The organism is Pandoraea horticolens, assembly GCF_902459555.1.
Taxonomy (GTDB): Bacteria; Pseudomonadota; Gammaproteobacteria; order Burkholderiales; family Burkholderiaceae; genus Pandoraea; species Pandoraea horticolens.
The window spans coordinates 17770-41809 of sequence record NZ_CABPSM010000002.1 but is presented as its reverse complement, the minus strand read 5'-3'; the positions used below and the strand labels follow the sequence as shown (position 1 = coordinate 41809).

Below are 24040 nucleotides of genomic sequence, written 5' to 3'. Positions count from 1 at the left end.
GCGGGTTGATTGTTCAATTCGTTGGGATGTTTAAGCGCTCTTTCCCGGCTTTGCGGACGGCGCTTCGGGGATCTCTTCGGAGACCCGGATGGCATCGCCGTCGTTGATGCGGCGTACCCAATACAGGTCAAACTCCCCTACTTCCTGGCCGGATTCGGGGACAAATTGCTTCGTTTCGGGATCGCGCAGTTTGATCCCGGGTGCCGGCTTGATGAACATCGCCGCTCCTCAGAGTTGTGGATGAATGATGATTCCGGGTTGCGGCGTGCCATCCGGAACGGACACGGCGATTTGAACCTCGTCGATCACTGCGGCCGGGATCGGATAAAAGTCTTCCGGGCCTTGGTAGAACTTGACCTCGATATGCATTACCAACTCGGCCATGGGCATCTCGCCGTCGGAAGACGTGGAGATCTCCGAGTCGATCGAAGTGAACTGCTCGATAAGCGCACCGCCCGTCGAATCGTTCCAGATCAACGGATTGTTGATCAGCGCGACCTCGATCTGCGCCTTCAGGCGTTCAGCCGCAGCCAGCGCAACGGCCGATCCCTCGTCACCGATCAGCGCTGGCGAAATCGTCCGCGCAACGACCTGCAGGGTTGTGTAGACGTCATATCCGGGCTGAAATGGTCCTTGGGACTCCTTCCGCTCCTTCGGGGCGCGCACCAGGACACACGGATATGCATCGCCCGATGTCGGCCAATCGAAAGGAGAAAATACAGAGTCACCTGCATCGGTCGAGCCCTTGAGGGCTTCGACAAACTTGGCCCGGATGTCTGCCGAGGTAGTCACGATGCCCCCATCTTGCTCAGGATCAGCTTTGCTCCGCCGTGGCTGTCGACTCGGACGTCTTTCACGACGTAAGCGCCGCCGGTGCGAACGACGGTCAACTGGTCGTTTTGTGCCGGCGGCATAGAAAATTGCGACAACTGAACGCCAAGAACCGCCTGAACGGTTGTCAGCTCGACGGATGCGTCTGAGAAGAGCATCTCCTTCTGGTACGCGTCGTCGAACACTCCATAGATCGTCAAGGGTGCACCGACGCGCGGCCGATATTGCACCGGCTCGCCGAACACGCCCATCAGCGGCCCCAGCACGTCCGTCCCCCAGTTGATAGGCATTACGCTTCCGCGCGGCCGCTCGCGAGGACTTCGGGGCGCGTGCAGAGGTAGAGTGGATACGCGTACGCTTCCATCTTCCACCACATGCGACGATCTCGATCGATGATCGGCAGCACATAGACCGGAGCCCCAGGTTGATTGATGAACTCAGCCGATTCACCGGGGGCCATAACTTCTTGGAAGATGCCGGGCGCGTTGACGGGGAAGAACTTGACCTTGTCGTCAGCGATCTTCACGGACGTGTTGTCATCCGAGCCACGGTAGTTCACCCACGTCACACCGTCGAACTCGAACGACGCGAATGCGTCACCGAACGAGTCATCGCGGATATCTCGAGCGCCTTCCCAGTTCAGGAAGGTGCGAATCACGTCCGGGTGGTTCGAGAACTGATCGTAGAAGGCGTCACCACACAGCCCCATGATCCGGGTCTGGTTCGTGAATGCGCCTTGCGCCTTGCGCGCCATGTAGCGCTTGATCCCGTTGATGATCGGTCGCAGGCTGTTTGCAGTACCGGCCGCCAGATTGAACGGCGTTTCGGGCGCCTGGGCCATCTGAAACTCGTCGAACCAGTTGTACAGCACAGAGCCGTCTTTCGGATCCAGCACGAGTCCCTGCACGGCGGCCAGACGCAGATATTCCTTCGTGTACTCGACACTTGCCAGAAGACCGGTAGGCCCAGCGAGACGACGCGCGACCTCGCGTTCGAGTTGCATCGGGACAGTGACGATCTGGCCCGTGGGGCCTTCGGGAAACTCGCGGATGTTCTGGATTTCGTACGTGTAAATCGTGTCATCGTGCATCAAGCGCGGCACGTCGAAGTAGCGCATCTTGCGCTTCTCCGTCGTGCGTTGCGTCCCTTCCGTGCCCCGCTCGCTGAAACCGATCAACTTCAGCGTGCCGGTGCGCTCTTCAACCGATACGGCCGTAGTGCGAATGGGATTCGGATCGAAGATGTTCAGACGACCCAGCGCGCCGGGCTGGTACGGATTGCGTTGTACACCCTGGGTGAGGGTCAGCGCGCTGAACGCGTCGCTGTTGAAAATGTCGATGATTTCGCCGGCCATGGCTTATTCCTTGAAAAAAAGAAAAGCCGCCAAGCTGGCGGCCTCAGTGCATTCACGAAAGCGCCGCCCGCAGGCGGCGTGGAGTCGGTCGGCGATTAACGCGGGATGATCGTCAGAGCCTTCAGTTGCGCAAGCGCGGCAGCAATGGCCGCTGCGCCCATACCCGTCGGCCACACCAGTTCAGAAGCGTTGACTTCGGCCAGGCGAACGACGACGGCACACGGCTTATCCATGTTCGTGACGTCTTTCGACGCAAACAGAATGGCGCTCGGGATCTGGGAGCCGTCAACGTTGGCGGGATCGAACGGCTTGTACTTGCTCGACCCTGCCGCGATCGTGATCGTGAAGCTGTCACTCGGCACGAATGCTGTCCCGCCTGCGGTGATCGTGAACGAGAGACCACCCGCCTTGAAGACAGCGCCGGTAGTGCCGTGACCAATTTCTGCCCCCGTCGGATCGGAGACAACAAAGTGCGTCGCGTCATCGAACTCGACAGAATAGACACCAGCTTTTGCGGCATACCCTTGGACGCTAAGCGTCCCGATCGTGCCATTGCCGGTGTTCGTGCCAGCAGAGGACGCGATGGTTGGGTTGCCGGGGGTAGCGGTGGTCACAAGCGCAAACGTGTCGCCGGCCACGAATGGCGTAGCACCAGCGGTGATCGTGAAGCCAACTCCCAGACCACTGAACGCACTACCTACGGTGCCGGTCGCGGTTTGACCGTCGGGTGCCGTTACGGAAAAGGCCGATGCGCTCGTGAGAGCAACGCTATACGTGCCGATCATCGTTGCCGGAGCCGCCTGCGGCGTGATCGGACCGAAAGTGCCGTTACCGGTATTGGTCCCGAGAGCGGCGGCTACTGCGGTCAGCGCCGACAGCACGGTGCCAAGCACGGTACCGGCAAGCACTTTGACGCCGCCTGTGAGAGTTCCCTGCTCGATGGATTGATGGCCGTTCGCCTGCGAGACGAGAAAGCCACCGTTATGCCAGTTTTCTTGAAACGGCGTATAGGTCGGGTTACCCATGATGGTTCAGTTCCTTGGAGGCAGATAGTTGATCAGCGACGGGTCGGATTGGCAGCCTGGAGATTCGCATCCCAGCGCGCGGCCAGCGCCTGTTGACGAGAGGGTTTAGCGCCGCCATCACCGCCAAGGCTCGGATTTCGCGCCGCACGATTCGAATGCACCGCCGACGCAGGTGCAGGAGTCCCTTCCAGTGTTTCGATAGCCTCGGCGCGGGTCATGCGGGTTTTGAAGGCCAGGTTCGCTGCAAGGACAGGATTACGCGCCGCCGCCTTCGATCCCATGATTGCGGCGCATCGAGCTTGCTCGCGACGGCGAGCACGGGCGGCCGAACTCTTGCCGCGCATTTCGCCCTCGTCATCCTCGGCGTCGGGGTCACTGTCGTCGTCCTCGGCGCGCTCGTCGTCTTCACGACGGTCATCGTCTTCGGCGCGGCGACCCTTCGTGCCGTTGCCGGCGTCGTCATCGCGATCGTCGTCCGCGTCGGGCGCGTCCTCTTTGCGATCTTCCGCGCGACGGCCCTTCTTGCCCTTCGAATCGCTGTTGTCTCGATCGTCTTGGTCTTCCATTTCGTCGTCCTCGGCGCGCTCTTCGTCTTCACGACGGTCATCGTCTTCGGCTCGTGCAGCGCGGGAGGTAATTCCGGCGAGATGAGCGAACGAAAGCCCGCGCGCCGCAAAGGTGCGAATACTCATATGTGAAACCTCTTGGGGTTGGGAATGTCAGCCCAGCTCGGCGAGCATGGAGCGAAATGCTTCGTCCGGTGCCATCACGGCGTCGGCAAAGCCAATCTCGACGCCTTCGGCGCCAAGGAATGTGGTCGCCTGTGTTCCGCGTACGGCGGCAACAGACAGCTTTCGGTTACGAGCGACGGTCTTCACGAAAAGCTCGCCCATAGCATCAACGTCCGCTTGATACCGTGCGCGGGCTTCGTCCGAAAGCGGATTGAATTCGTTGCCATCGGCCTTGCGCGCACCGTAGTGGATCATCGTGACTGTGATGCCATCCTTGGCAAGTGCCTTCGAAAAATCGACGTGAGCGCAGATCACGCCTACTGAGCCAGTTCCGCCGGTTCTGGGAACGACGATCTTGTCAGCAGCGCTGGCAATCGCGTACGCAGCCGAAAACGCGTTCTCTGAAAGGACGGCCCAAATCGGCTTTTTTCCTCGCGCACCGTAAATGGCGTCGACGAGGTCGAAGCAACCGGCAACTTCGCCACCACTGCTTTCGATGTCAAGCATGACAGCCCGTACGGCAGGATCCTCCAGCGCTATGCTGAGGTTCGCGCGAATTCCGTCGTACCCTGTCATCCCGCAGGTCGGGCGCATATACCCCGACTTATGCACCAGGGTCCCGGAAATCGGGATGATTGCGACCCCCTCCACCACGTCGTAGTAACGATGCTCGGGTTCGTCAGAACCCTCGTCGAATGAAAAATCGCTAACTGCGAGCGCCTGTCCGTTTGCACGGAACAGTTTCGTGATTCCGAAGTGGTCGGCAAGCGCCGCCATTACCATTTCAGCCTTCGACGGCGTGATGGCCAGCGGCGTATTGAAGAGTCGCTGCGCGAGAAAAGGCAGGTTGTTCATTGGGGTTGAGGTTCCTCTTGGGGTTCAGCAGCCTCCTCGGCGCTCTCAATGCCCGACCAACTCGGAGGCTTCATTCCGAGTCGCTTGAATGCTTCCAACTCGATTGCTCGCTGAGCGAGGACTTCTTCCCAATCGAGCCCCTGTTCCGCACACTCTCTCTTGAGCGTCGACAAGCCGGCGTCCATGCCGAGTACGGCACCCTGTTTTTCCTTGACTGGATCAACCCAACCGCGTGCGACTCCGAGCCAATCACAACGCGAATACGCGGTAGCGGCTTCTACAAAGTCCGGGGCCCCGGCCGGCAAGACGTCATCAAGATCGCCGTTCTCCATCGCCTCTTGCAACCACGTCGCAAACAGCGGAGTTGCGGTGCCGACCTTGAATTCCGCACTTCGTCGGCTCAGTGTCTTCCAACTCTCGAGTAGCGCGGCGCGCGCGCTCGAATAGTTGGTTTTGCTCCAATCTTGGGTAATCTGCTCGGCGGAAACTCCCATGGCGGCAGCAATCGAGCGGAGCATTTCATGGGCGAATTCACCGAAGCCACTATGCGGATGTGCAGCATTGACTTGCTTGATCTCTTCACCTGGCGCAAGCGTCGGGACGCGAACACCATTCAGCATCGCCGGACGCTCTTTTGCCCAATCGGCACGAAGCTCTTGGTAGTAGCCAATCTCCTGCTCATCACCATGGGAATCCATGGCAGCTTCGATCATTGCCGGATCGTATGGGCTGGTGACATACGTGCCGAAGATCGTCGCAACGGTGGCGGCCTGCAACTCGACACCGTAGTAGCGCGCGAGCATCTTCGCGTGTGCCAGCACAGGTGTGAATACGCCGATCCCCCGGCTCTGGCCCGCACGATCCCGCTCGAAATCGTGAATCACCCGGCGCCAACCATCCTCATCCTCGCGTGCAACGCGCTCCCACTCCATGGACTCGACCGCGTTGTACCAGTCGTTCTGATGGGCCTTACGGATGTGATACGCCAATGGCACGCCATCGTCATCAATTTCGACACCACCACGCAGGTATTTCGTATCGATCATCTGATACGGGTTCGACAGTCGATCCGGATCGACTACAAGGAACGACGTCGCGTACTGAGCTGCGCCGCGGCCTACTCGCTCCGGCTTCCAGTACGAAACGAGAAGCGCTTCCCCGTCGACCAATTTATGTCGTAGAGCGAGCCTCAACTGCTGCGAAACGGTCAATTGCCGAGACACATCGTTGTAGCGACCGAGATCCTCAGAATACAAGCGCCACAGCGCTTCAACCGCTTGACCATAATCCTTCGCCCAACTCGCATCGAAGCCCTTCGCAAATCGCCGCAGAACACGCCAATCCGGACTCATCGACAACCTCAAGTGCGCGCCGACGGTATTGTCAAGAATGCGTGTAATGCCACCGCTAGCCCAACCATCGTTCCTGGACAGGTCGCGCGAGCGCGCGACCATCTGGTCCCGATAAAGGTTGATTTCCGAATCCGGCGAGCGGATCCATGGATACCAGTTGCCCATCTCAGGCGACGTCAGCGATGCCGCTTCATACGGAAACGAGTTCGCATATGGCGGACGCGCAAAGCCCGGTGCCCCACTCATTCCAGAATCTGCGCGCGCGCGTCCCCCGGCCAGCGCATCCCCGAAGGGCTTGCCAGACGTGTCGACGATAAGAGAGGCCATTTAGAACAGAATCCTGCGTGCGCGGTGATAGCCTGGAACGACTCCAAGAGCCATTTGCAGCATCTGAATGCTGCGCATGATTTGAGCAAGATCGCTTTGCTGATATGTGACTGACTTCGTGCCGTCGCCTTGGCTGTACGTGGCGGTCACGATCTTCGAGCCCGACGATAGGTCGAAGTAAGCAGATTGCAGTGCGGCCAACCTCGACTGCATGTCCGCGTCGCTCATCCCGTCCGTGATTGCCATTTCTTTCCTAAGCAAGTCGTCCCGTGAGATTTCTGCGGGACGTTTGAGTTTCAGCCGGCGTCACCGGCGACTGTGCTGCCGGTTCTGCGACGGCCTGCGGCACTGATTCAGTCTGTTGAGCGCCATGCTCGAGAGGCAGCGCCACAAGATCAGCTCGTCGATTGAGCTTCAAACCAAGATGCATCAGCCCACAGAGCGCCCCATACGCATACACGCGGCAATCGAGAGCCTCGTTCGCGCGGCCAGACGGCAATTCCCACACCCGGTACTTCTGGCCACCCGAGATTTTTACAACGGAGCGTTCTGATGTGAGTTGCTCGAAGTAGCCGATATCCCGATCGCTCGGGAAGTGCATAAAACCAGGCCCAGGCTCTTCAACGTGAAGTCGATTGCGAATCGTGTCCTTGGCAGTGTTCACGCCGAGAATCACTGGACGGAACGACGCTTTCGTTCGCCGGGATGGCTTTTTGACCGGCCAAACCGGGTTGCGCTTGCCACTTACGGCCGACTCACCCTTGATGGCCCATATCTTCCGACCTAGCCGGGCCTTGGAGAATTCGTAGACCTTCTGCGTGTGATGGCCACCAGAGTCCATGCACGTCGCCATCGCCTCAAACGGACGCCCATCCGCCCGATGCCAGACCTGATCTAGATACGCATCGAGCTGTTCCCACGGCCCCGGGGTTTCGAGATCACCTTCGATGACTTCGTAGTCGATCGACCAGCTTTCCTCGTTTCTACCCCAGCCAACAACTTCGATCTCAAATCGATAGTCCTGTACGTCAACACCCACGGTGACAACCGCCACGCCGTCCGGGACTTGGGCTGCCCATCGCTCGCCGCGTGCGACGAGCGCCTCCAAGCGCAAGACCTTGCCCGAGTTCGGGCGATATGGCATGCCGGCCTGCGTATTCCACCATGTCTGCTTCTTTTCTTCGTCGCCTTCGGCCTTCAGCCACTTCGCGGCAATATCGGCTGGCTTGTCCTTCTGCCATGGGCTGTAGAGCTTGCTCGCCTGGAATCCAGCGTGCTCGTTGTCTACCTTCCATTCGCCGCACTCGGGACACTTCGCGCGATAGACGGCGTGACGGTCGCTTTCCCACCAGTCCCACACCTGTCCGATCGCCGCGTCGCCCCCTGTCTCTCGAGCGTCTTCCGGCCCACGCCAAGCGCGCTCGTAGTCGTCCAGCGGTACGTGACGGGCGCCGCAGCATTCGAACGGCTTCGTTTGATGCCAACGAACAGTCTGCAGCGCGCGCAGACGATCACCTTCCGACCATATCTGTCCGCATGACTCGCACGAAATCCGGGCTGTCTTCGGGAAGTGCTCGACCACATTGCCACTGTCATCGCGCCGCTTGTCCCAATCAACGTGCTTGAAGAAGTCAGGAAACATGCGGTGCCCACAGTGGGGGCACGCGATCGATGCGCGACGCTGATCCGACTCCTTGTAGCTCGCCTCGATCCGGCTCTCGTCCTCGACGGTCGGCGAGCATGCGCGAATCGAAAGCCAGTTGACACCGAACGTCGCAGTCCGCTCCTCTGCCAACGCGATCGGCTCGCCTTCGCGGGTCACCGGGTACTTATCGACCTCGTCAGCAAGGATGACGCGCACCGGGCGACGGGCGAGGTTGTCAGGGCTGCCAGCACCTGCGAGCGCCAAGAACCCACCGGGGAACGCCTTGAATAGCAACGTCTCGTCGGCGTTACGAGTTTTGCTCGTTCCCACCAGTTCGCGCAGCGCGGGCGTCACGCGGATCAGTGGGCTGATTCGCTCCTTGCTGAACTGTTCTGCTGCGTCCTCCTTCGGCTGCAGCAGGAGAATTGGGCAAGGGTCGAGATGGGCAAAGTAGCCGAAGACGTTCTCCAGCAACGCCGTCTTAAGGAGCTGGGTACTCACCATCGTCGTGACCACATGCACGCCCGGCTCAGTCACCGCGAGCATCGGTCCTCGAGCGACCTCAACCGTCGACGTCTCCCAGTTTCCAGAGGTGCTCCCCGCCTCCTTCGCGAGCTTGCGGTACTTGTCGGCCCATGCCGGCACGCTAATGCGAGGCGGCGGCGTCCATGCGCGCCGAACAGACGCGCGTAGCCTTTCAGCCTTCCCTTTCGGAGAAATTGGCTTCAGGTTCGCCGAGTTGGGCGATTTGCTTGTGGACATGCGCAGTTAGGGCCTCGACAACTCGGTCGGCCTCGACGCCCAGATCGGCTGCCAATATCGGCCCTACCCTGGTCGGCCAGTTAAGCCACGCATCGCGCTGCGCCCGGAACTCCTCGAAGAGGATTGCTGTTGCGGTATCCAGCTCGACGAGAGAGCCAGACTTTCGTTCGTACTCAAGCTGAGCCATCAACCCGAGATAGTTTTCCTTGAAGCAGCGAGCCTCATCAAAGTCGAGTAGCTCAACGTTGCCTGAGAGGATCCGATTCGCCGCGTCGCCGGCACTCTCGCCGGCTTCAAGTGTTACCTCGGCGGCCGCCTGGGTAACAGTCTTTCGTTTGTTACCCTTTTGGGCTTGGGTAACAGTTTGGGTAACAGCCGGAATCCCATCACGGCGATATCTTTTCAGAAGTGCGTTCGACTGGTCGACGTCGATGTCATCGCCTGCAAACACAAGCCAGCCGCGCTCCTTCCACTTCGTGACCGTCTTTCGACTGACCCCGTGGAGTGCCGCGAACTCGCTTTGATTCATGTATGGATCTGTTACCTGTTACCCAAATTTCAAAACTCAGCGCTGGGCGAATTCCGCGAGTCTTCGCTCCCGCCCTGCACGATCGAGCGGGAAGGACCCTGCTCATTTTTTGAGCATTCGGCCCATCGCTCTGCGTCACCGCCGTCTACTCGCGGCGAATGCCAGCTCGTGCCGAAGAATCTGGGGAAACTTTTGCCGGATCTTTGCCATGACAGCCTTCTCAACGGCATCGTTGGCGAGCGACTGAGGAATCGACGGGCCGAACAGTTCCTTGATAGGAAGTCCTGATCGCATGACCTTGCCATTGCGAACCACCTTCTTATGGCCCTTTCCAGTCCGCTCGAACACGCCTCGGTGCCCGTTGGGCATACTCGCGATGAACGCGTGCCGCAAAACCTTTCGGCCAGACTTAACCTGAACACTTACTCCACCCGCCCCTTGGCGAGCGCCATAGTTGATCAGGCCAATCGGCCGGCCCGTCGCCTTAAGCGTCACCACAAGGTTCCCAGCAGAAGCGCGCTTAATGGCAAACGACTTCTTGATTGCACTGGCCTTGATGTTGTATCCGACCGTGCGGACCTCTTTGGCGGCCTCGGTTCGAGCCTGAATTGCTGTCTTGTTCAGCGCACGAACGACGGCCTTCTTTTCTTCCCCAAGATACCGGCTCAGATCTGCGGTTATGCCACGGACATCCGAGCGAACATTCAGGCTGAGCATCGCGGATTCACCCTCGCTTCAGCCAAGCGGCCGGGAGCACTCCTTCAGCAGGTGCTCGTGCGTAAAGCGGCACATCGATGAGCAAGCGCGACGGCACACCAGGCGGAAATGCCGTAACAGAAACCAAGGCCACCGCGCCCTCGGGCAGCAGTGCAGGATCAGTAGTCGCGGCAGACACAAACGCCGCGATGCGCATTTTTCCGTTTTGCCAGATCGCAGACCGAACGAATGCAATCTCCCCGAGCAACGCGTCGGAATCGATGCTCTTAGAAGGGCGCGCCATGGATACTCGAAAAGAGAAAGCCCTCCGTCGCCGAGCGATGGGGGCAAACGCCGTGAGGCGAGGAGGAAATCACGCATCTCATCCAAGCGGACAACTCGTGATCGTGCAGATCCGCTTAGCCAGCCTCGCCGGCAGTCTTCCGCTTGAATGAAATGGCAACAAAAAAGCCCGCTCGGTCAGACCGTGGCGGGCTTCAGGCGCAGTGATTCAGCCTTTACGAAATGATACGTTTTTTGACGATTTTGTATAGTGCGAAGATGTATAGCGCCAGACTATACACATTCAACCATTCGACAATATGCCCGATAGGCCTGTGCGCGCCCGCTCTCAACACGCTTGTAGAATGCATCGCGCGAAATCCCCAACGCGGAGGCCACGCGCTTGATGTGCGAAACCCGGTGGATGTAGAAAAGATAGAGCGCCTCCTTCTCTGGGCTCTCCGGGAGAGACAAGACGGCCAGATTGAAAAAACTTAGCGCCGACGAACATATGGCGTCCGGCTCGGGGCCGACCTTTCGCGGCTGAATACTGCCAAGCAAACCGACCGGGAGCGGTGGAACAAAGATGCGGCGGGTACGATGCCACGCCGCCCACTCCTCACAAAGCACATTGAGGTCGCGCTTTGTGCTCATTCTTTGGTCTCGTAGAGCTTGCAGCGGCGCATGTTCTTCGCCCCCGGCTTCGTCTGCTCCTTGGCGCAATACTCCAATCCCCATAGCGTCAATTTGTGTAAGCAGCCCTTGCATGTTTTGCTCTCCTCGATTTCAATAACTTTTGCTGGATCCTGATAAAAGTGCGAAGGCAGCGCCGACATCAGTCCACCTCGATTGAGAGCTTTGCAACTCGCGCCGGCTCCCACTCTCGGTATGCGGAACGCCAAACGCTGAATTTCTGGTCGCGCGGCGCGGATCCTTGATCCAGCCACACATGACAGGCCTGACAGCCAGGCACCGTGAACTCGTCTCGCGCCTTGATCCCCATCCCCTTGCCGTGCTGCTGTTCGTTGGAATGGCAGGGCACGACCGTATCGGCCGACGGAAGGCAGACACCGGGCACCCGTAGGTAGCACCGCTCCCCGCGGCAGGCCACCAACATCCGCTTGTCGTGCCCCTCCCGCTTTTTCGGGGCCTTGCGCTTGAACATCGTGCCGTGAAGGACTGCCTTACCACTGAATGCGTTGAGCGCGCTTCCCGCTTTGCGCTTGAAGCTCGTTCGTTTCATCGGCGTACGGCGCATCACCGAACCATCTCCGCGAGTTCCCGGAATGTCGCATTGGCAGAGCCGTAACCCTCGAGTTGAGTCCAGCGCGGACGGTAGGGGCCGGTTGCCGTCGTCGGCACGCAGGTGTAGTCCGGCTGCCGCGACGAGCGTTTCGTTACCGCCAAGCGGAATCTACGCTTCTCGTTGAGAGTCTCCATATCCAGCAAACCCTCGCCTACGAGCAATAGGCACATGTCTCTGGTTTCTCGATGCGCATATCCCGTAAGCGAGGACAGCGTTTCTACGCAGTACCAGACTCCTCTGTCCATGGACTCCAGAATCCCGTGCTTCATTTGATCTCCACGATGCTCAAACCCTTCAATGCCATCAGGTGACGCTTGATCCGGTATTCCGGCGTGATCACCCCTTTCACGTCTTCGATCACGGTTTCCTCACCACGCTCGCATACAAAGTCAGCGACGTAACGAAGTGGAGGGGCCTTCCGTCCATTGATCACGACCCCAGGAGCCAACACATAGACCACCTGCCGCTCCAACGCACAAATCTCCCCTTGCGCCTGCATCCCCACTAGCTGCGACCATCGGCGAGCCTCTGCCCGGCTATCAAACTTGACTCCATCAACTTCGCACTTCTTGTTGCTGTACTTCGAGCGTTTCTCTTCGACCATAGCGAGGATCGGCTGAGCCAGCGGCGCGGGAACGGTCGACACCAGCACAGCAGCGGTGGCACCAATCTGTTCGCGAATCCGCGCCGTGCCAACTCGGCCATTACTCACCGCGCCCTCGGGAAACGTCAGCCCCTTTCTGCTCACTTGCCCTTCCTCCGTAGGTGTTCGATGTACGCCCGCAACTCCTTCTCTTGCTGACCTGCCACTTCATCGCCACAGCGCCGCCGAACGGATGAGACAAACGCCCGTGCGATGTTTCCGTGACCAACTAGCGCCGCCCGTGCCGCTTCCTCAAAGCGCCGCCAGCATTCGGCCCGCGTCAAAACGTTGCCCTACCCTTTGCTTGCTCGCCGTCATCGCGGCGACCAAACGACGCGCCGGCAGATAGTTGGGAGAAGCGTTGGAACTCGCCTTGGAAGCCAAGCGCCACATGGCCCAACGGCCCGTTGCGCTGCTTCCCGATGATCACTTCGCACAATCCACGATCGGGGCTGTCAGGGTGATAAACTTCGTCGCGATACAGGAACAAGATCGTGTCCGCGTCCTGCTCAATCTCGCCCGAATCCCGCAGGTCCGACATAACGGGGCGCTTGTTGGGGCGCTTTTCAAGTTCGCGATTGAGCTGCGCGAGCGCGATGATCGGCACGTCCAACTCTTTCGCGAGCGCTTTCAGACCCCGCGAGTAGCTACCAATCTCCTGCGTGCGGTTGTCTCCCTGCCCACCGGTCATCAGGCCGAGGTAATCGACCACGATCAGGCCAAGGCCATGACGACGCTTGATGCCGCGCGCCTTGCTACGAACATCCAACAGAGACAGGCCCGGCTGATCGTCGAAGTACAGGGATAGGTCGTTGATGCGGCTTACCCCGGCGGGTAACTGTCCCCACTCCATGTCGGTCAGCTTCTTCGGTTCGATCAGATGACCGAAATTCACCCCGGCATGGCGTGCCATCATTCGCGCGTGTAGTTGCTCTGCCGACATTTCCATCGAAAGGAACAGCGTCGGCTTGCTTTCCGCTACGTTGGACGCAACGTTGAGCGAGAACGCCGTTTTCCCCATCGAAGGGCGAGCCGCGACGATGATCAAGTCGCCACCCTTCATGCCACCGGCGATCCGGTCGTCGAGCGCGTCATAACCCGTTCGCGCCGGGTCGATCTCGCCGTCAAAACGACGCTCCATCCCGACCAGAAAGTGCGACAGGCCCTCGGCGGCCAAGATCGGTGCGGTAGCTGCACGCCCCTCTGCAAGGCGCTCTACCTCAGCCTGCGCTCGGTCGACCAGTTCGCCGGCCGTCGCTCCATTCGGGTTGTGCGCCATCTCCTGCATGCGCGATCCGGCGGCAGCGAGCCCACGCTTCTGCGCACGGTCGATGACCATCTCGGCGTAGTGCGCAACATTCGCCGAGCTGGGCAGGCTGGCGACTAGGTCGTTGAGGTAGCCGATTCCGCCGATAGCGTCAGCGCCGCCCTTGGCCGAAATACGACCGAATACCGTGAACGCGTCGGCCGGCTGGTTTGCACTGAGCATGGCGACAACCTCAGCGAAAATCGTCCGATGATCGGCGCGGAAGAAGTGCTCCGCCTTCAGCCCGGCGATACGGTCGATCGCATCGTTATCGAACAGCAGTGCGCCAATAACGGCCTGCTCGGCTTCGATCACTGCGATCGGTCGATTGTTGTCCTGGCCGCTCATCGCTTGTCCGCCTTGTTGTGCTGACCGCCGATCACGTTGGTGAAGCCTTTCGGGCTGATTAGCCAGTCGAAGCCGGCGGTGGGCGGCATCTCGACGTTCGCCTTGACCCATGGAAAGTAATCGCGCCACATCTCCGGGTTCTGGCGCTTCTCGGTGCCCAGAGTGATCAACGCACGGATTGCGCCGGCCCGCTCCTCCACGAACACGGTCTCATCGACTCTGCCGACATGCTCCCCGAGAACTTCGTTGTAACCCCGGATCACGGCCAGTTCGGCATCGGTGTAGGTGGATTGAATCTCGTCCATCCAGCCACCGGCGTTCAACCACGACGCGGCGTGCGGGATGTATTGCGGGTTTGCCCATTGCCCCGATGTCTTGGCCCGCCCTAGACCCGCCATCAGGTCGTCGAAGAGCTGCTCGTCAGGGTTGAGCTTTGCGAACGCCTTCTCGGCGGTCTTCTTGGATTTCCGTTTCGGATACCCCACCCAGAAAATCTCAAAGCGCTTGCGAAGCGAGCGCGAAAGGGTTTCTTTTGAAGTTGTCTTTTGATTCTGTGTTTTGAGGTTGTCTTTTGAGGGGGGGGATTCACCTCCTGCCACAGGGGGATTCCCCCCCTCATTCCGGGGGGAATCCCCTCCTGTAAGGGGGTGATTCCCCTCCTCAAATCCCGGTTTATTCACGAGCTTGCGCGCATCAGGCAGAACCCATGTGCCGTGGCGCTTGTTCACGCTATACGTATGCGCGTAGCGGCCATCCGCACGGGTGATAATGTTCATCTCGACCAATTGCTTGATCGTGCGGCGGACGTCTGACGCATCGATACCAGTTTCGTCCTCAAACTTTGTGCGCGCGATATCGTCAGAGAGCTTGTTGAAACCGTAGGTCTGCGCCATCACAACGTCGAGGATGCAACGCTGGTATGCAGTCAAACGCGCCCATGTAATCGCGCGCCGCAACTCGTTCGCAATCCGCAAGTAGCCGTCCTCAAGTTGAGGGGCCTTTGCCTCCGGGAACTGGATCACCTGTGCCGCTTGCGCCATCGTTATGCCTGGGAACCGTTCTGGGCACCAAGCACCCGAAAGAGCGTCACACCGCGGCGAACGGGAACTGTAGCGATATGCCCCGCTGCTTCCAGCGCCTTGATGGACTCGCGTACCGCAGATTCCGACATGCCGCAGTCACGCGCCAAGCGGCTCACCTTCGGCTGCGACTCGCCCGTCGACATAACGGCGTGGTGGCTCAACGCCAGCAGCACGATCTTTTCGGTGTGGCGAAGCTCGACGCCCCACGCTTGATTGACTCGATGTGAACTCATTGATACCTCCCGTCCAGTTGGAAAGCGGCAGCGAACATAGCGGCGACAAATAACTGCGGGTCGGGGAAACGAATCCCGTTGTGCCAGAGAAAAACTACATACAAGCCCACCAGCATGTTCGATATGGCGAAGCGCTTCAGTTTCACGGTCGCGCCTCAGTGGTCGCACGGCATCTCGCCGGTCGGCTTACGGACAGAGCCGCAACCGATGCACATCGTCGGTTCGGACTCTTCAGCTTGGAGTGTCCCGGCATAGGCCCACCCGGTAACCGTGTATTCAATTCGGTCGTTCACCACATCAACGGGCGCAGTGATCACACCTGACATTTCATTGAGCGTCTTCATTGATCAACCTCGGAAGATCAGAATGGTCGGAACGGCCACAGCGAAGATGGGGACGAGCGGGACAATGATTTCAAGCATGGTGGTCAGTGCCTTGTATTAGTCTCGGACTGGGCAACGGCATAACCGGCAATCACGAACGCCGCCTCAAGCTCGGGATCTCCCAAAACTTGGTCTTCGAGCGCCTTTTGAAATGCCTTCGCATCTTGCGTACCCGCTATGCCGGCCGCCCGCTGAGCAGCTTCTCTAGCTCGCTTGAGAGCTTCTACATATGTCATGCAGCCCTCGCCGCGATCACCTCTTCCATGATCGTCAGCATCGCTTTGCGCATCAGGTATTGCGACACAGCACGATTGCCAACCACGCGCTCGAACTCGTCGATCTTCTCGGCGGGTAAGTCACGCCGACGGTTTCCCTTCGAATCGACGGCGTCCTTCGCCAAGTAATCGGAGACATGCGGCGCGTAAAGCGCGCAGGCAACTCCAAGGAATCGTTGCGTCATCCCCTGGTTCGCGCGCGACTCCCACGCTAAGCGCACGGCGTCGCGGTAGCTCTCACAGGCATCAAGCGCGGCAGTCGGGACGAACGTCTTTGCCGGGCGAGAAAGGTCAAGTTCGATTCGGCCAAGTCCATGACCAGTGCTGGTTTCAAGGTTTTCTTGTTGTTGCATGCGTTGCTCCCTCATAGGGACATTTCATCGGATTACCGGTTGAATTACCGGTTGGCTTCCGTCGAAAATTTTTTTGTCTACTGCCAACTACCTAGGACTAAGAATGAGCACTCACCGTCATGCGAGAATGGTGTTTCCACACAACCAGTTCACTCAATCTAGGAGTGCTCATGACCAAAGAACAACTGAACGTCATCGTCGGCCTGCTTGCTGGCACGCAGACAGCCGTCGTAACCTTGGCCGACTACCTGTCGAAATCCGGCGTGCTTTCAAAGTCGGATTTGGCGCAGCATTTTTCAGCGACTGTCACCGGACTTCCCGAGGAGATGAACAATCGAGCGCTCATTGCGATGGTTCTCCGGCAGATTTCGGATGGGCTGAATGCAGTTCAGGATCAAACTGCCGAGGATCAGATCCGCAAGTTGCTGCACTGATCGCATCTTGCATTTCCTTCTGCCACCGACTGACGAGCGGCGCGGGAATCCGCGTCGCTCCCGCGCACCGCCTCTTTCGAGTCATGGCCATCAGCCATTTCACTAAGATCATTGGCTATCTCCAGAAGCGCCGCCCCCAACACATTCAAGATTTGCGCCCGCGCTGTCTCTTGCAGCGTCGGCGCTCGATCGGTGGCGCCGTCGGACGAGATCACTGAGAAAAATTTCGGGGAACGCGATTTTGACCTCAGCAGGGACACCTCGGTATCGCCAGTTCTGAACTCGTTGTGTTCCGCCGTTCGCCTCATAGCCCAGCAACCGAGCCACTTTGGCCGGTCCGCCGTGACGCACGATTAGCGCCCAATCAGGGTGATCAACTTTGCTGATGTCCATGCCCGCATTAAACATCATGTGTAGCAAAAACGCAAACACGACGTTTATCAACAACATGTTTAGTTGAGCGACCATTAGCGGATGGAAAAAGAGATGCACCAGACCTTTCGGCGGCTGTTCGACGCAGCCAAGCAGGTGCGACCGACAATTTCGTCCGTCGCAGATCTCGCTCGTGCGTTGAATCAAAGTGAGCAGACGATTAATAACTGGGCCTACCGCGGCAATGGCGTATCGAAGCAAGGTCGACTGCTCGCACAGCGGGAGCTAGGCATCAGCGCCACTTGGATCGATGATGGTCAGGGTCAAATGCTCTCAAGCGCCGATCCCGGCAACACCAACATCCGCCCGGCCGATATTGGAATGCGGCGAGTCCCCCTGATAAGCAGCGTCCAGGCAGGCCAGATGACCGAAGCGGTTAACCCGTTTCCGCCCGGCGTTGCGTTCGAGTATTTGTTGACCGACCTTCAACTGTCCGAGCATGCATTCGCACTCGAGATCGAAGGGCAGTCGATGGAGCCAGAATTCAAGGAAGGTGATCGCATCATCGTCGACCCAGGTCTACAAGCCCAGCCGGGCGACTTCGTTGTAGCGAAAAATGGGCGCGAAGAAGCTACGTTCAAGAAGTACCGGCCACGGGGCATCGGAGCGGGCGGCCGCGAGGTGTTTGAGTTGGTCCCGTTGAACACAGACTATCCAACCATCAACAGCGAACATGAGCCGGCTCGGATCATCGGCGTGATGGTTGAGCACCGGCGATATCGCCGCCGGTAGGCTCCGGCATGACCATGAACATCGACAACCGACCCACAGCAACGCGGGCATATGAGGGCCTCGCCCAGCGCATATCAGCCCTTTTGGACGAAGCTGGAATCGCGCCGGAGGCTCTGGAAGAAACCGTTGGTGCGGCGCCAGGCACGACGGCGAAATGGTTTTCTGGCGAACTGCCGGATATCGGCCACGATCAAGCCGCCCGTATTCAAGAAGCGTATGGCTTCAATATGTTTTGGCTTATCACTGGCAAGGGGAATCGGCGCATTCCGTCACTCATTGGGCCTGGGCAAAAGCCGGTCCCGAAGTACCTGAATTCGTACCGCCCGGAGAGCTTTGCAGCCAGGCTGCATTACGCGATGAGCCTGCGCGGTGTTCGGCAGAAGTCCGATATCGCGGAAGCTGGGGGTATCAGTCCGTCGGCCGTTGCCTTGTGGTTCAGTGGCTCTACTGAAGAGGTCGAGGACGAAAAAGTAATCACTCTGGCAAACTTCCTGCGGGTTGAACCCGCATGGCTGCGTGATGGTACCGGCCCTATGGAGCGCCCCATGAATGTGCGCCCCGCAGAAGTCGGTAAGCGGCGCATACCCTTGATCAGTAGCGTGCAGGCTGGACTGATGCATGAGACGGTCACGCCCTTCCCCGCCGGCGACGCGTTCGAGTATCTGCTTACAGATCTGGACCTGTCTGATAGCGCTTTCGCGCTTGAGATCGAGGGCCGTTCGATGGAGCCGGATTTTCGAGAAGGCGACCGGATTCTCGTGGATCCGACGGTCCGCCCGATCGCTGGGGACTTCGTTGTGGCCACCAACGGGCGCGACGAGGCAACATTCAAGACGTATCAGCCGCGGGGCACCAGCACAGAAGGAATTGAGATCTTCGCGCTGGTGCCGCTGAATCCAGACTATCCGACGATTAGCAACGAGCGCGAACCGGTCCGCATTGTTGGGGTCATGGTCGAACACCGACGATATCGGCGAAGGTAGTCGTCGTCATCGCCCAAAGCCCGCCCCGAGCGGGCTTTTTTACGTCCCCCGCCCCCCCGAGCAGCCACCTGCTCATTCTCTGAACTGGCACAACAAAACTAAACGTCACGTTTGACACAAACATAAACATGGTGTTTAATTCATTCCAACGCAGGCACATACCCGCGCCACCGGCCCAGCCGGATCGCTCTGATGACACGCCGCAGTCGGGCCTGCCCTCTCGAACACAATTCATTGGATAAAAGGTGTCACGCGGCCATAGCGCCGCCATGCGCACACATCTCCCACACGCGTGGATGAGTCGGTCTGGAAACGCGGAAATGGTTGGTCGGCTGGCCCGACTAGCTTCCGCAGTTCACCGCGGCGCCCACACATCGTGTCGATGGCGAGGTAATCGACACAAAACGCAGGAGACCCCGGAGCCGGCTAGACCGGGTGTAGCCGGGGCACTGCGTGAGCTGTACATGAGGCGGCTTTCTTCCGAGAGCCGCGCCATATGCACGAGAACAGAGAACTTTCGAGGTCTATTCCTGCGAATACGTCTTCACGAGACTTCGATACAGGGCGTCGATATATGCCCCTGCAGCCTCGCCCGCATCTTTCTGCCCAGCAGCAGTGCCGCCAAAGGCGTTTTTCAGCTCCAGTCGGCCGCCCTGCGCAAGCGCAACTAGTAGCTCATGAGCTTTGTCTTGTGGATTGTGGGCCATGAATAATTCCTTGCAAAACGTGGTTAGTGGATGCCGATCATGCGATCAATTCGGCATGCTTATTATCGCAAGAATTTGTTCGCCTTATTCGTCCAGAACCTTCAAGTGAGCAGATCCGCGTCGGCGCGGCGACGTTAAAGACCCCGTATCCCTCTTCCCCCGATCTGATCAGGATCTCGGGTCTGCTCTCTTGAGGGTGAAATTGGGGCCGCGCGGTTAAGGGCAGACGACTTTCATAACGGTGTCACCGTTCGAGTCCGGCACGACGTCCGAAAACACTGTGGGCGTACCGTCAATCGACCCCAACACGGTTCCATTCGCCCCATAGGCCGTCGCTGCCCCAGTCGCCATTGTCCTTTCGTGACAGTTGATGGTCCATCTCATCATTAGTCGCCGGACGGGTTTCCCACCACTTTTCAGACCACTCTTCGAATCATGAATGTCGCGACGAACCCACACGGCGACATAGCCGTTGTTGGTGGAAATGCTCTCGACATCAAGACTGAGATCCTCAGCCTTTGTCTTATAGACATTTAGCCAGTCGGCTCCCCAAGCCATTGACGTCGAAAGTGCGATCGCCACTGCAAGAAGTAGTTGCTTTTTCATTGTTACTTCCCCGAGTTGTGTTTTGGCAATTTTACATCGCAGGTACCTCGCGGGCTTGGCCGAGTAGTCAGGCACCTGCCTTCCAAGCTGAATACACCGGGTCGATCCCGGTAGCCCGCTCCATCCCCTGCGCGCCACGTTCGTCTCGCGCGCCCATCTATCGGATAGCAAAATGGCAGCGACCAAGAAGGCGCTAGAGATCCAGCTCGCCAAAACGAAAGTTGTGGATGAGATTAAAACCGTCCGTGAACAGATTCGTCAGGCCTGCGGGCGCGTACCCGGATGGATTGCCAGAGCAGATGCGACGGAGTCTGCCGCGTGGCGAGACTGTGCCGAATCCGAACTCGTGCGCGTGTCCAACTTCCCTATCGTGAGTGGGGGGGGGGGCAACAGCTTGAACAAACTTCGCGAGATTCTCGCGCGAGATCAAACCACGCTCGGCCTCTTACTTTGATCGGCCGAGTGTTGCTGTGGAGCGAGCCTGACCGCTCACAGGCCCATGGCGGACATGGTTAAGCCGCATCGCCCCGGTGTCCTGCTGTGGGCTCCCTTCACACTCCAAATGAGGTTTCCCCATGAGGCTCGTCGCACTCGCGGCTCTGCTCGCCCTTCTCTCTGCCTGCACCGATTCCGATACGGCGCGACGGGCTCTTGTGGGCGCCGGATACACGGACGTGCACATCGACGGCTACAGCTTCTACGGCTGCGGCGATAACGATGACTATTCGACCGCATTCACCGCCAGGGGCCCTACCGGCGTATTGGTCTCCGGCGCTGTCTGCTCAAGCTTCCTGACCAAGGCCGCAACCATTCGACTCAACTGAGGAGGACAGCATGTTCGCAACTGAGATTCGTCAGTACCAGACTGGCTGGCACGATGCCATGCTCGGCCGCCCCTGCCGCTCCACCGCGCTCGCATATCGCTCCGGGTACCGCGACGCATGTAAGTGAGGCGCCAATGTTCGATCGCATCCTGATTTGGACCGTCAACGGCGCCGACAAGTGGATTCGCACTCATCAGACAGTCGCCTGGACGATCTGGGGCGTTCTCGTCGTCGCCTGCCTCTATGTGAGGTGGGAAGCCGGTGTATGACGACTGCCGCAAAGCGGGCGGCAGCGCAGCGCGCTTGGAAGGCTCTGCGCCCGCTCATGAATCACCAGCCGTCGCGGCTTCCTCCCCGTCCCGGATCACCGCGCATCCGTGAGGAGTTCGAAGCCAAGCAGGCACGCCGGGACGCCCTCGAAAAGCATGCACCCATCCTGATCGCCGCGCTCGCTTTCTACATCAAGACCATCACTCAAAGCGACGAGTGAGCGCCGTCACATCACCAACGCAAGGAAACTGCCCATGTGGTTCCGCAACCTCCAGATTTACCGAATCTCCGATTGGACTCTCAGCCCTGCAAGCCTTATTGAACGCCTCGGCAAGCAGGCTTTCCGAAAGCCAACTTCGATGGAGATGCACACGGCCGGTTGGGCCTCACCACGCGAAGACGGCGAAATCGCCCACATCGTGAATCGCCAGATACTGATGACCCTGCGTGCAGAGAAAAAGCTGCTGCCGGCCTCTGTCATCAATCAGGTAACACGCGCCAAGGCAGCAGCACTTGAAGAACAGCAAGGCTTCAAGCCAGGGCGCAAGCAGATGCGCGAACTCAAGGAACAGGTCACCGACGAATTGCTGCCGAAAGCGTTCGATATTCGGCGTGACACACGCCTCTGGATTGACCCGGTGAATCGATGGCTCGTGATCGACGCAGCGGCCACCGCGAAGGCACACGACGTCATCGCCCTGCTGCTGAAAACGATCGACATCGGCATCGCGCAGGTGCAACTGAACGAAGCGCCGGTTGCCGTCATGACGTCGTGGCTCGCAGGCAATGACGCACCGGCGGGATTCACTGTCGACCAAGACGTCGAGTTGCGCTCGAACTCCGATGAGAAGGCAGCTGTGCGCTACGTGCGCCTTCCGCTCGACGGCGACGATATCCGCCGCCACATCCAATCGGGCAAGCGCTCCACGCGCCTCGCGATGACGTGGCATGACCGCATCTCGTTCGTGCTGACCGACGCGTTCGTGATCAAGCGCGTGACGCCGCTCGACATCATCAAGGACGCTGCCGACCCGACGGCCGAAGGCGAAGCTGAAAAGTTCGACGCGGACTTTGTGCTGATGGCCGGCGAACTGTCTCGCCTGATCGCTGACCTGATCGAGGCCGTCGGCGGCGAACGTCCGGACGACCGGCCGTTGCTAGGCTGACGGTCGTGTCGACACGCACCTTGGCGGCCATGCTCGCCCTCACCGCGACGATCACGGCCGTATGCCTTTCAGTTCTGTCGGGAATGCAACGTGGCGGCCTGCCTGCCGAGCGGGCACTGTGGGTTGCTGTCGGGGTTGTCCTGGTCATAGCTGCACATCTGCTGCCCGCCCTATGCCGACCGCATGCCCGGGCCGTCCGGGCGGCTGGCGCCGTGATTTGGTTCGGGTGCGTCGCGGCCACCTGCTACGGGCACGCCGTGTTCTTCCTGACCTCCGCGCGGCATGCCGGCGAACTACGCGCGGCAGCGGTACCGGTCGTAACTCCGCAGGGGCGCGACTTGACCGCGATTGCACGTGACCGGGCGGACGCGGTAGCGCGACTGGCCCGAGCGAACGCCCGACGGTGCGCCGAGCCCTGCCCCAGCCTTACGGCGGAACGCACGGCACTGGCTGCCAAGCTGGACGCGATCGGCGTAGAGCAGGCCGAAGCCGCTCGGCACCGGTCGCAGCAAGACCGCGCAGTAGCCGCCCGCGACGTCGCTCAGGCTGATCCGGTTACCGGGCCGTTGGCCGCCATAGGATGGTCAACCAGTCGCGCCGACCTGCTCGCCGGACTCGCTTTCGCGCTGGTACTGGAGGCAGTCGCGTGCTTTGCGTGGTTGCTCGCGCTCCGCCCTGCCGTCGTGACCGATGCGGCCGAAACACCCGCCCACCAAGGGAGTAACGGGGTAACGGTCGTGCCAGTAACGCCAGTCACGCCGCCGAGTCACGACAAGATGCAAGCCGCGACCACCTCGCCAGAACCCATGACGGTGCCCACGGAAGTGGGCCGAGTCCTTGAGGCAGTCGCCGCCGGCGAACTGCGACCGACCGTCACCGAAATCCGCAAATACCTGGGCTGCTCCCAGACCCGCGCGACGATCGTGAGGCGATCAGTCGAGGCGGCCATGGATCTAAAGGAGAGTATCCGTGCGAATCCCCCTTCCGGCATTCATTGTTGACGCCATCGTCCGGCGCGCTCAGCGCACGCCCTACTTCGATCTCACGGGTTACATGGACCGGTGGTGGCTCAAGAAGCCTCGCGGTCACGATGCCACCGCTGCCGAGGACGGCCGACGCGACACCAGTTGGGGCGCACGAGTTCATCGCACGATCCGCAGCGACGCCGGTCGCGATCTGCACGACCACCCTTGGTGGAATGTCTCGATCGTCCTGCGCGGCGGGTACTGGGAAATCGTACCGACCGAGCAAAGTCAGCCGGCGCGGCTCGACTCTCAGCCCGAAACCTCACTGCTTCGCGGATACCGACGGGTGTGGCGAGGCCCCGGTGCGATCGTATTCCGCCGCGCAACTGACCGGCATCGTCTCGAAATCCCCGAAGGCAAGGAAGCATGGTCCCTTTTCATCATGGGGCCGTGGCAGCGCAACTGGGGCTTCCATACGCCAAGACGCTGGATCGAATGGCGTGAGTACACCAAGCAGCCAAACGGCGAGCGGCACCCTGCATAGATTCCCCGTACTTTGGGCCGCTAACACAGGGCCCGGCTTTTCTTCCGGCTATCGGCTGC

At 59.6% G+C, this 24040-nt stretch carries 38 protein-coding genes and 1 tRNA gene; 12 read left to right on the top strand and 27 right to left on the bottom strand.

The window, feature by feature from the left end; translation table 11 throughout:
* Positions 1 to 30: 30 nt before the first annotated feature.
* The 6 genes from PHO31112_RS03960 to PHO31112_RS03935 all read right to left on the bottom strand — a co-directional run bounded on the left by PHO31112_RS03960 (position 31) and on the right by PHO31112_RS03935 (position 3491).
* A complete protein-coding gene (locus PHO31112_RS03960; RefSeq protein WP_150619332.1) occupies positions 31 to 219 on the bottom strand; it encodes a DUF2635 domain-containing protein in 189 nt (62 codons plus the stop codon).
* Positions 220 to 228: 9 nt separating this feature from the next.
* Entirely contained in the window at positions 229 to 792 is a 564-nt protein-coding gene (locus tag PHO31112_RS03955; RefSeq protein WP_010804690.1) for a hypothetical protein, read from the bottom strand.
* Positions 789 to 1121 (bottom strand): head-tail joining protein, encoded by a 333-nt coding sequence (locus tag PHO31112_RS03950; RefSeq protein WP_150619331.1) that lies wholly within the window; start codon positions 1119 to 1121, stop codon positions 789 to 791. The genes PHO31112_RS03955 and PHO31112_RS03950 overlap by 4 nt, the downstream gene beginning before the upstream one ends.
* The gene (locus PHO31112_RS03945; RefSeq protein ID WP_150619330.1) at positions 1121 to 2185 is read right to left on the bottom strand and encodes a major capsid protein; all 1065 of its coding nucleotides are present in this window, start codon (positions 2183 to 2185) and stop codon (positions 1121 to 1123) included. The genes PHO31112_RS03950 and PHO31112_RS03945 overlap by 1 nt, the downstream gene beginning before the upstream one ends.
* Before the next feature lie 95 nt (positions 2186 to 2280).
* The gene (locus PHO31112_RS03940) at positions 2281 to 3210 is read right to left on the bottom strand and encodes a head decoration protein (RefSeq protein WP_150619329.1); all 930 of its coding nucleotides are present in this window, start codon (positions 3208 to 3210) and stop codon (positions 2281 to 2283) included.
* A 32-nt stretch (positions 3211 to 3242) separates the two neighbouring features.
* Positions 3243 to 3491 (bottom strand): hypothetical protein, encoded by a 249-nt coding sequence (locus tag PHO31112_RS03935; protein WP_150619328.1) that lies wholly within the window; start codon positions 3489 to 3491, stop codon positions 3243 to 3245.
* 18 nt (positions 3492 to 3509) lie between these two features.
* Between PHO31112_RS03935 and PHO31112_RS03930 the strand changes: the two genes are divergently transcribed.
* Complete coding sequence (locus tag PHO31112_RS03930; RefSeq protein ID WP_150619327.1) at positions 3510 to 3908, top strand: hypothetical protein; 399 nt, start codon at positions 3510 to 3512, stop codon at positions 3906 to 3908.
* Positions 3909 to 3929: 21 nt separating this feature from the next.
* Here PHO31112_RS03930 and PHO31112_RS03925 read toward each other — a convergent pair whose 3' ends face one another.
* The 18 genes from PHO31112_RS03925 to PHO31112_RS03845 all read right to left on the bottom strand — a co-directional run bounded on the left by PHO31112_RS03925 (position 3930) and on the right by PHO31112_RS03845 (position 16318).
* On the bottom strand, positions 3930 to 4796 hold the full coding sequence (locus PHO31112_RS03925) for a S49 family peptidase (RefSeq protein ID WP_150619326.1): 867 nt from the start codon (positions 4794 to 4796) through the stop codon (positions 3930 to 3932).
* Positions 4793 to 6475 (bottom strand): phage portal protein, encoded by a 1683-nt coding sequence (locus PHO31112_RS03920; protein ID WP_150619325.1) that lies wholly within the window; start codon positions 6473 to 6475, stop codon positions 4793 to 4795. The genes PHO31112_RS03925 and PHO31112_RS03920 overlap by 4 nt, the downstream gene beginning before the upstream one ends.
* Positions 6476 to 6721 (bottom strand): gpW family head-tail joining protein, encoded by a 246-nt coding sequence (gpW, locus tag PHO31112_RS03915; protein WP_150619324.1) that lies wholly within the window; start codon positions 6719 to 6721, stop codon positions 6476 to 6478. It abuts the gene before it with no gap.
* A 7-nt stretch (positions 6722 to 6728) separates the two neighbouring features.
* A complete protein-coding gene (locus PHO31112_RS03910) occupies positions 6729 to 8882 on the bottom strand; it encodes a phage terminase large subunit family protein (RefSeq protein ID WP_246177734.1) in 2154 nt (717 codons plus the stop codon).
* Positions 8818 to 9411 (bottom strand): hypothetical protein, encoded by a 594-nt coding sequence (locus PHO31112_RS03905; protein ID WP_150619323.1) that lies wholly within the window; start codon positions 9409 to 9411, stop codon positions 8818 to 8820. Before PHO31112_RS03905 ends, PHO31112_RS03910 begins: the two co-directional genes overlap by 65 nt.
* Before the next feature lie 135 nt (positions 9412 to 9546).
* The gene (locus PHO31112_RS03900) at positions 9547 to 10128 is read right to left on the bottom strand and encodes a phage tail protein (RefSeq protein ID WP_150619322.1); all 582 of its coding nucleotides are present in this window, start codon (positions 10126 to 10128) and stop codon (positions 9547 to 9549) included.
* A 7-nt stretch (positions 10129 to 10135) separates the two neighbouring features.
* Positions 10136 to 10411: a hypothetical protein gene (locus PHO31112_RS27385; protein ID WP_150619321.1), complete on the bottom strand. Its 276-nt coding sequence runs from the start codon at positions 10409 to 10411 to the stop codon at positions 10136 to 10138.
* A gap of 272 nt (positions 10412 to 10683) precedes the next feature.
* Positions 10684 to 11157 carry a sigma-70 RNA polymerase sigma factor region 4 domain-containing protein gene (locus PHO31112_RS03890; protein WP_150619320.1) on the bottom strand — a complete coding sequence of 158 codons (474 nt, stop codon included), beginning with the start codon at positions 11155 to 11157 and terminating at the stop codon, positions 10684 to 10686.
* Positions 11158 to 11224: 67 nt separating this feature from the next.
* Positions 11225 to 11647, bottom strand: a complete 423-nt coding sequence (locus PHO31112_RS03885) for a nuclease domain-containing protein (protein WP_246177732.1) — start codon at positions 11645 to 11647, stop codon at positions 11225 to 11227.
* The gene (locus tag PHO31112_RS03880; RefSeq protein ID WP_150619319.1) at positions 11647 to 11865 is read right to left on the bottom strand and encodes a hypothetical protein; all 219 of its coding nucleotides are present in this window, start codon (positions 11863 to 11865) and stop codon (positions 11647 to 11649) included. The genes PHO31112_RS03885 and PHO31112_RS03880 overlap by 1 nt, the downstream gene beginning before the upstream one ends.
* Positions 11866 to 11960: 95 nt before the next feature.
* Positions 11961 to 12443 (bottom strand): DUF1064 domain-containing protein, encoded by a 483-nt coding sequence (locus tag PHO31112_RS03875; RefSeq protein ID WP_246177730.1) that lies wholly within the window; start codon positions 12441 to 12443, stop codon positions 11961 to 11963.
* A gap of 175 nt (positions 12444 to 12618) precedes the next feature.
* Positions 12619 to 13992 carry a replicative DNA helicase gene (gene dnaB, locus PHO31112_RS03870; protein WP_150619750.1) on the bottom strand — a complete coding sequence of 458 codons (1374 nt, stop codon included), beginning with the start codon at positions 13990 to 13992 and terminating at the stop codon, positions 12619 to 12621.
* Positions 13989 to 15032 carry a replication protein gene (locus PHO31112_RS03865; protein ID WP_150619318.1) on the bottom strand — a complete coding sequence of 348 codons (1044 nt, stop codon included), beginning with the start codon at positions 15030 to 15032 and terminating at the stop codon, positions 13989 to 13991. Before PHO31112_RS03865 ends, dnaB begins: the two co-directional genes overlap by 4 nt.
* A gap of 2 nt (positions 15033 to 15034) precedes the next feature.
* Positions 15035 to 15307, bottom strand: coding sequence for a helix-turn-helix domain-containing protein (locus PHO31112_RS03860; protein WP_150619317.1), 273 nt, complete (start codon positions 15305 to 15307; stop codon positions 15035 to 15037).
* Entirely contained in the window at positions 15304 to 15453 is a 150-nt protein-coding gene (locus PHO31112_RS27070) for a hypothetical protein (RefSeq protein ID WP_174995529.1), read from the bottom strand. The genes PHO31112_RS03860 and PHO31112_RS27070 overlap by 4 nt, the downstream gene beginning before the upstream one ends.
* Positions 15454 to 15462: 9 nt before the next feature.
* On the bottom strand, positions 15463 to 15651 hold the full coding sequence (locus tag PHO31112_RS03855) for a hypothetical protein (RefSeq protein ID WP_150619316.1): 189 nt from the start codon (positions 15649 to 15651) through the stop codon (positions 15463 to 15465).
* Positions 15652 to 15734: 83 nt separating this feature from the next.
* The gene (locus PHO31112_RS03850; RefSeq protein ID WP_150619315.1) at positions 15735 to 15926 is read right to left on the bottom strand and encodes a hypothetical protein; all 192 of its coding nucleotides are present in this window, start codon (positions 15924 to 15926) and stop codon (positions 15735 to 15737) included.
* On the bottom strand, positions 15923 to 16318 hold the full coding sequence (locus PHO31112_RS03845) for an XRE family transcriptional regulator (protein ID WP_150619314.1): 396 nt from the start codon (positions 16316 to 16318) through the stop codon (positions 15923 to 15925). Before PHO31112_RS03845 ends, PHO31112_RS03850 begins: the two co-directional genes overlap by 4 nt.
* 170 nt (positions 16319 to 16488) lie before the next feature.
* Here PHO31112_RS03845 and PHO31112_RS03840 point away from each other — a divergent pair, with 170 nt between their 5' ends.
* On the top strand, positions 16489 to 16752 hold the full coding sequence (locus PHO31112_RS03840) for a hypothetical protein (RefSeq protein WP_150619313.1): 264 nt from the start codon (positions 16489 to 16491) through the stop codon (positions 16750 to 16752).
* Between the two features lie 108 nt (positions 16753 to 16860).
* Here PHO31112_RS03840 and PHO31112_RS27490 read toward each other — a convergent pair whose 3' ends face one another.
* Complete coding sequence (locus PHO31112_RS27490; RefSeq protein WP_246177728.1) at positions 16861 to 17244, bottom strand: hypothetical protein; 384 nt, start codon at positions 17242 to 17244, stop codon at positions 16861 to 16863.
* Here PHO31112_RS27490 and PHO31112_RS03830 point away from each other — a divergent pair.
* Positions 17239 to 17916: a LexA family protein gene (locus PHO31112_RS03830; protein ID WP_174995527.1), complete on the top strand. Its 678-nt coding sequence runs from the start codon at positions 17239 to 17241 to the stop codon at positions 17914 to 17916. The genes PHO31112_RS27490 and PHO31112_RS03830 overlap by 6 nt on opposite strands.
* Before the next feature lie 8 nt (positions 17917 to 17924).
* Complete coding sequence (locus tag PHO31112_RS27485; protein ID WP_246177726.1) at positions 17925 to 18899, top strand: LexA family protein; 975 nt, start codon at positions 17925 to 17927, stop codon at positions 18897 to 18899.
* A 524-nt stretch (positions 18900 to 19423) separates the two neighbouring features.
* On the opposite strand, the gene PHO31112_RS03820 is transcribed toward PHO31112_RS27485, so the two are convergent.
* Complete coding sequence (locus tag PHO31112_RS03820) at positions 19424 to 19606, bottom strand: hypothetical protein (RefSeq protein ID WP_150619311.1); 183 nt, start codon at positions 19604 to 19606, stop codon at positions 19424 to 19426.
* A 216-nt stretch (positions 19607 to 19822) separates the two neighbouring features.
* Positions 19823 to 20212, bottom strand: a complete 390-nt coding sequence (locus tag PHO31112_RS03815) for a surface-adhesin E family protein (RefSeq protein WP_150619310.1) — start codon at positions 20210 to 20212, stop codon at positions 19823 to 19825.
* Positions 20213 to 20261: 49 nt separating this feature from the next.
* Here PHO31112_RS03815 and PHO31112_RS03810 point away from each other — a divergent pair.
* The 8 genes from PHO31112_RS03810 to PHO31112_RS03780 all read left to right on the top strand — a co-directional run bounded on the left by PHO31112_RS03810 (position 20262) and on the right by PHO31112_RS03780 (position 23981).
* Positions 20262 to 20335 (top strand) — tRNA-Gly (locus PHO31112_RS03810).
* Positions 20336 to 20384: 49 nt separating this feature from the next.
* Positions 20385 to 20666, top strand: coding sequence for a hypothetical protein (locus PHO31112_RS03805; RefSeq protein WP_150619309.1), 282 nt, complete (start codon positions 20385 to 20387; stop codon positions 20664 to 20666).
* A 121-nt stretch (positions 20667 to 20787) separates the two neighbouring features.
* Positions 20788 to 21036 carry a hypothetical protein gene (locus tag PHO31112_RS03800; protein WP_150619308.1) on the top strand — a complete coding sequence of 83 codons (249 nt, stop codon included), beginning with the start codon at positions 20788 to 20790 and terminating at the stop codon, positions 21034 to 21036.
* Positions 21037 to 21170: 134 nt separating this feature from the next.
* Complete coding sequence (locus PHO31112_RS27885) at positions 21171 to 21305, top strand: hypothetical protein (protein WP_281355079.1); 135 nt, start codon at positions 21171 to 21173, stop codon at positions 21303 to 21305.
* Complete coding sequence (locus PHO31112_RS03795) at positions 21302 to 21526, top strand: hypothetical protein (RefSeq protein ID WP_150619307.1); 225 nt, start codon at positions 21302 to 21304, stop codon at positions 21524 to 21526. The genes PHO31112_RS27885 and PHO31112_RS03795 overlap by 4 nt, the downstream gene beginning before the upstream one ends.
* A 34-nt stretch (positions 21527 to 21560) precedes the next feature.
* Positions 21561 to 22472 (top strand): recombination-associated protein RdgC, encoded by a 912-nt coding sequence (locus PHO31112_RS03790; protein ID WP_150619306.1) that lies wholly within the window; start codon positions 21561 to 21563, stop codon positions 22470 to 22472.
* Between the two features lie 5 nt (positions 22473 to 22477).
* A complete protein-coding gene (locus PHO31112_RS03785; protein WP_174995525.1) occupies positions 22478 to 23473 on the top strand; it encodes a hypothetical protein in 996 nt (331 codons plus the stop codon).
* Entirely contained in the window at positions 23442 to 23981 is a 540-nt protein-coding gene (locus PHO31112_RS03780) for a hypothetical protein (RefSeq protein ID WP_150619305.1), read from the top strand. The genes PHO31112_RS03785 and PHO31112_RS03780 overlap by 32 nt, the downstream gene beginning before the upstream one ends.
* Positions 23982 to 24040 lie beyond the last annotated feature (59 nt).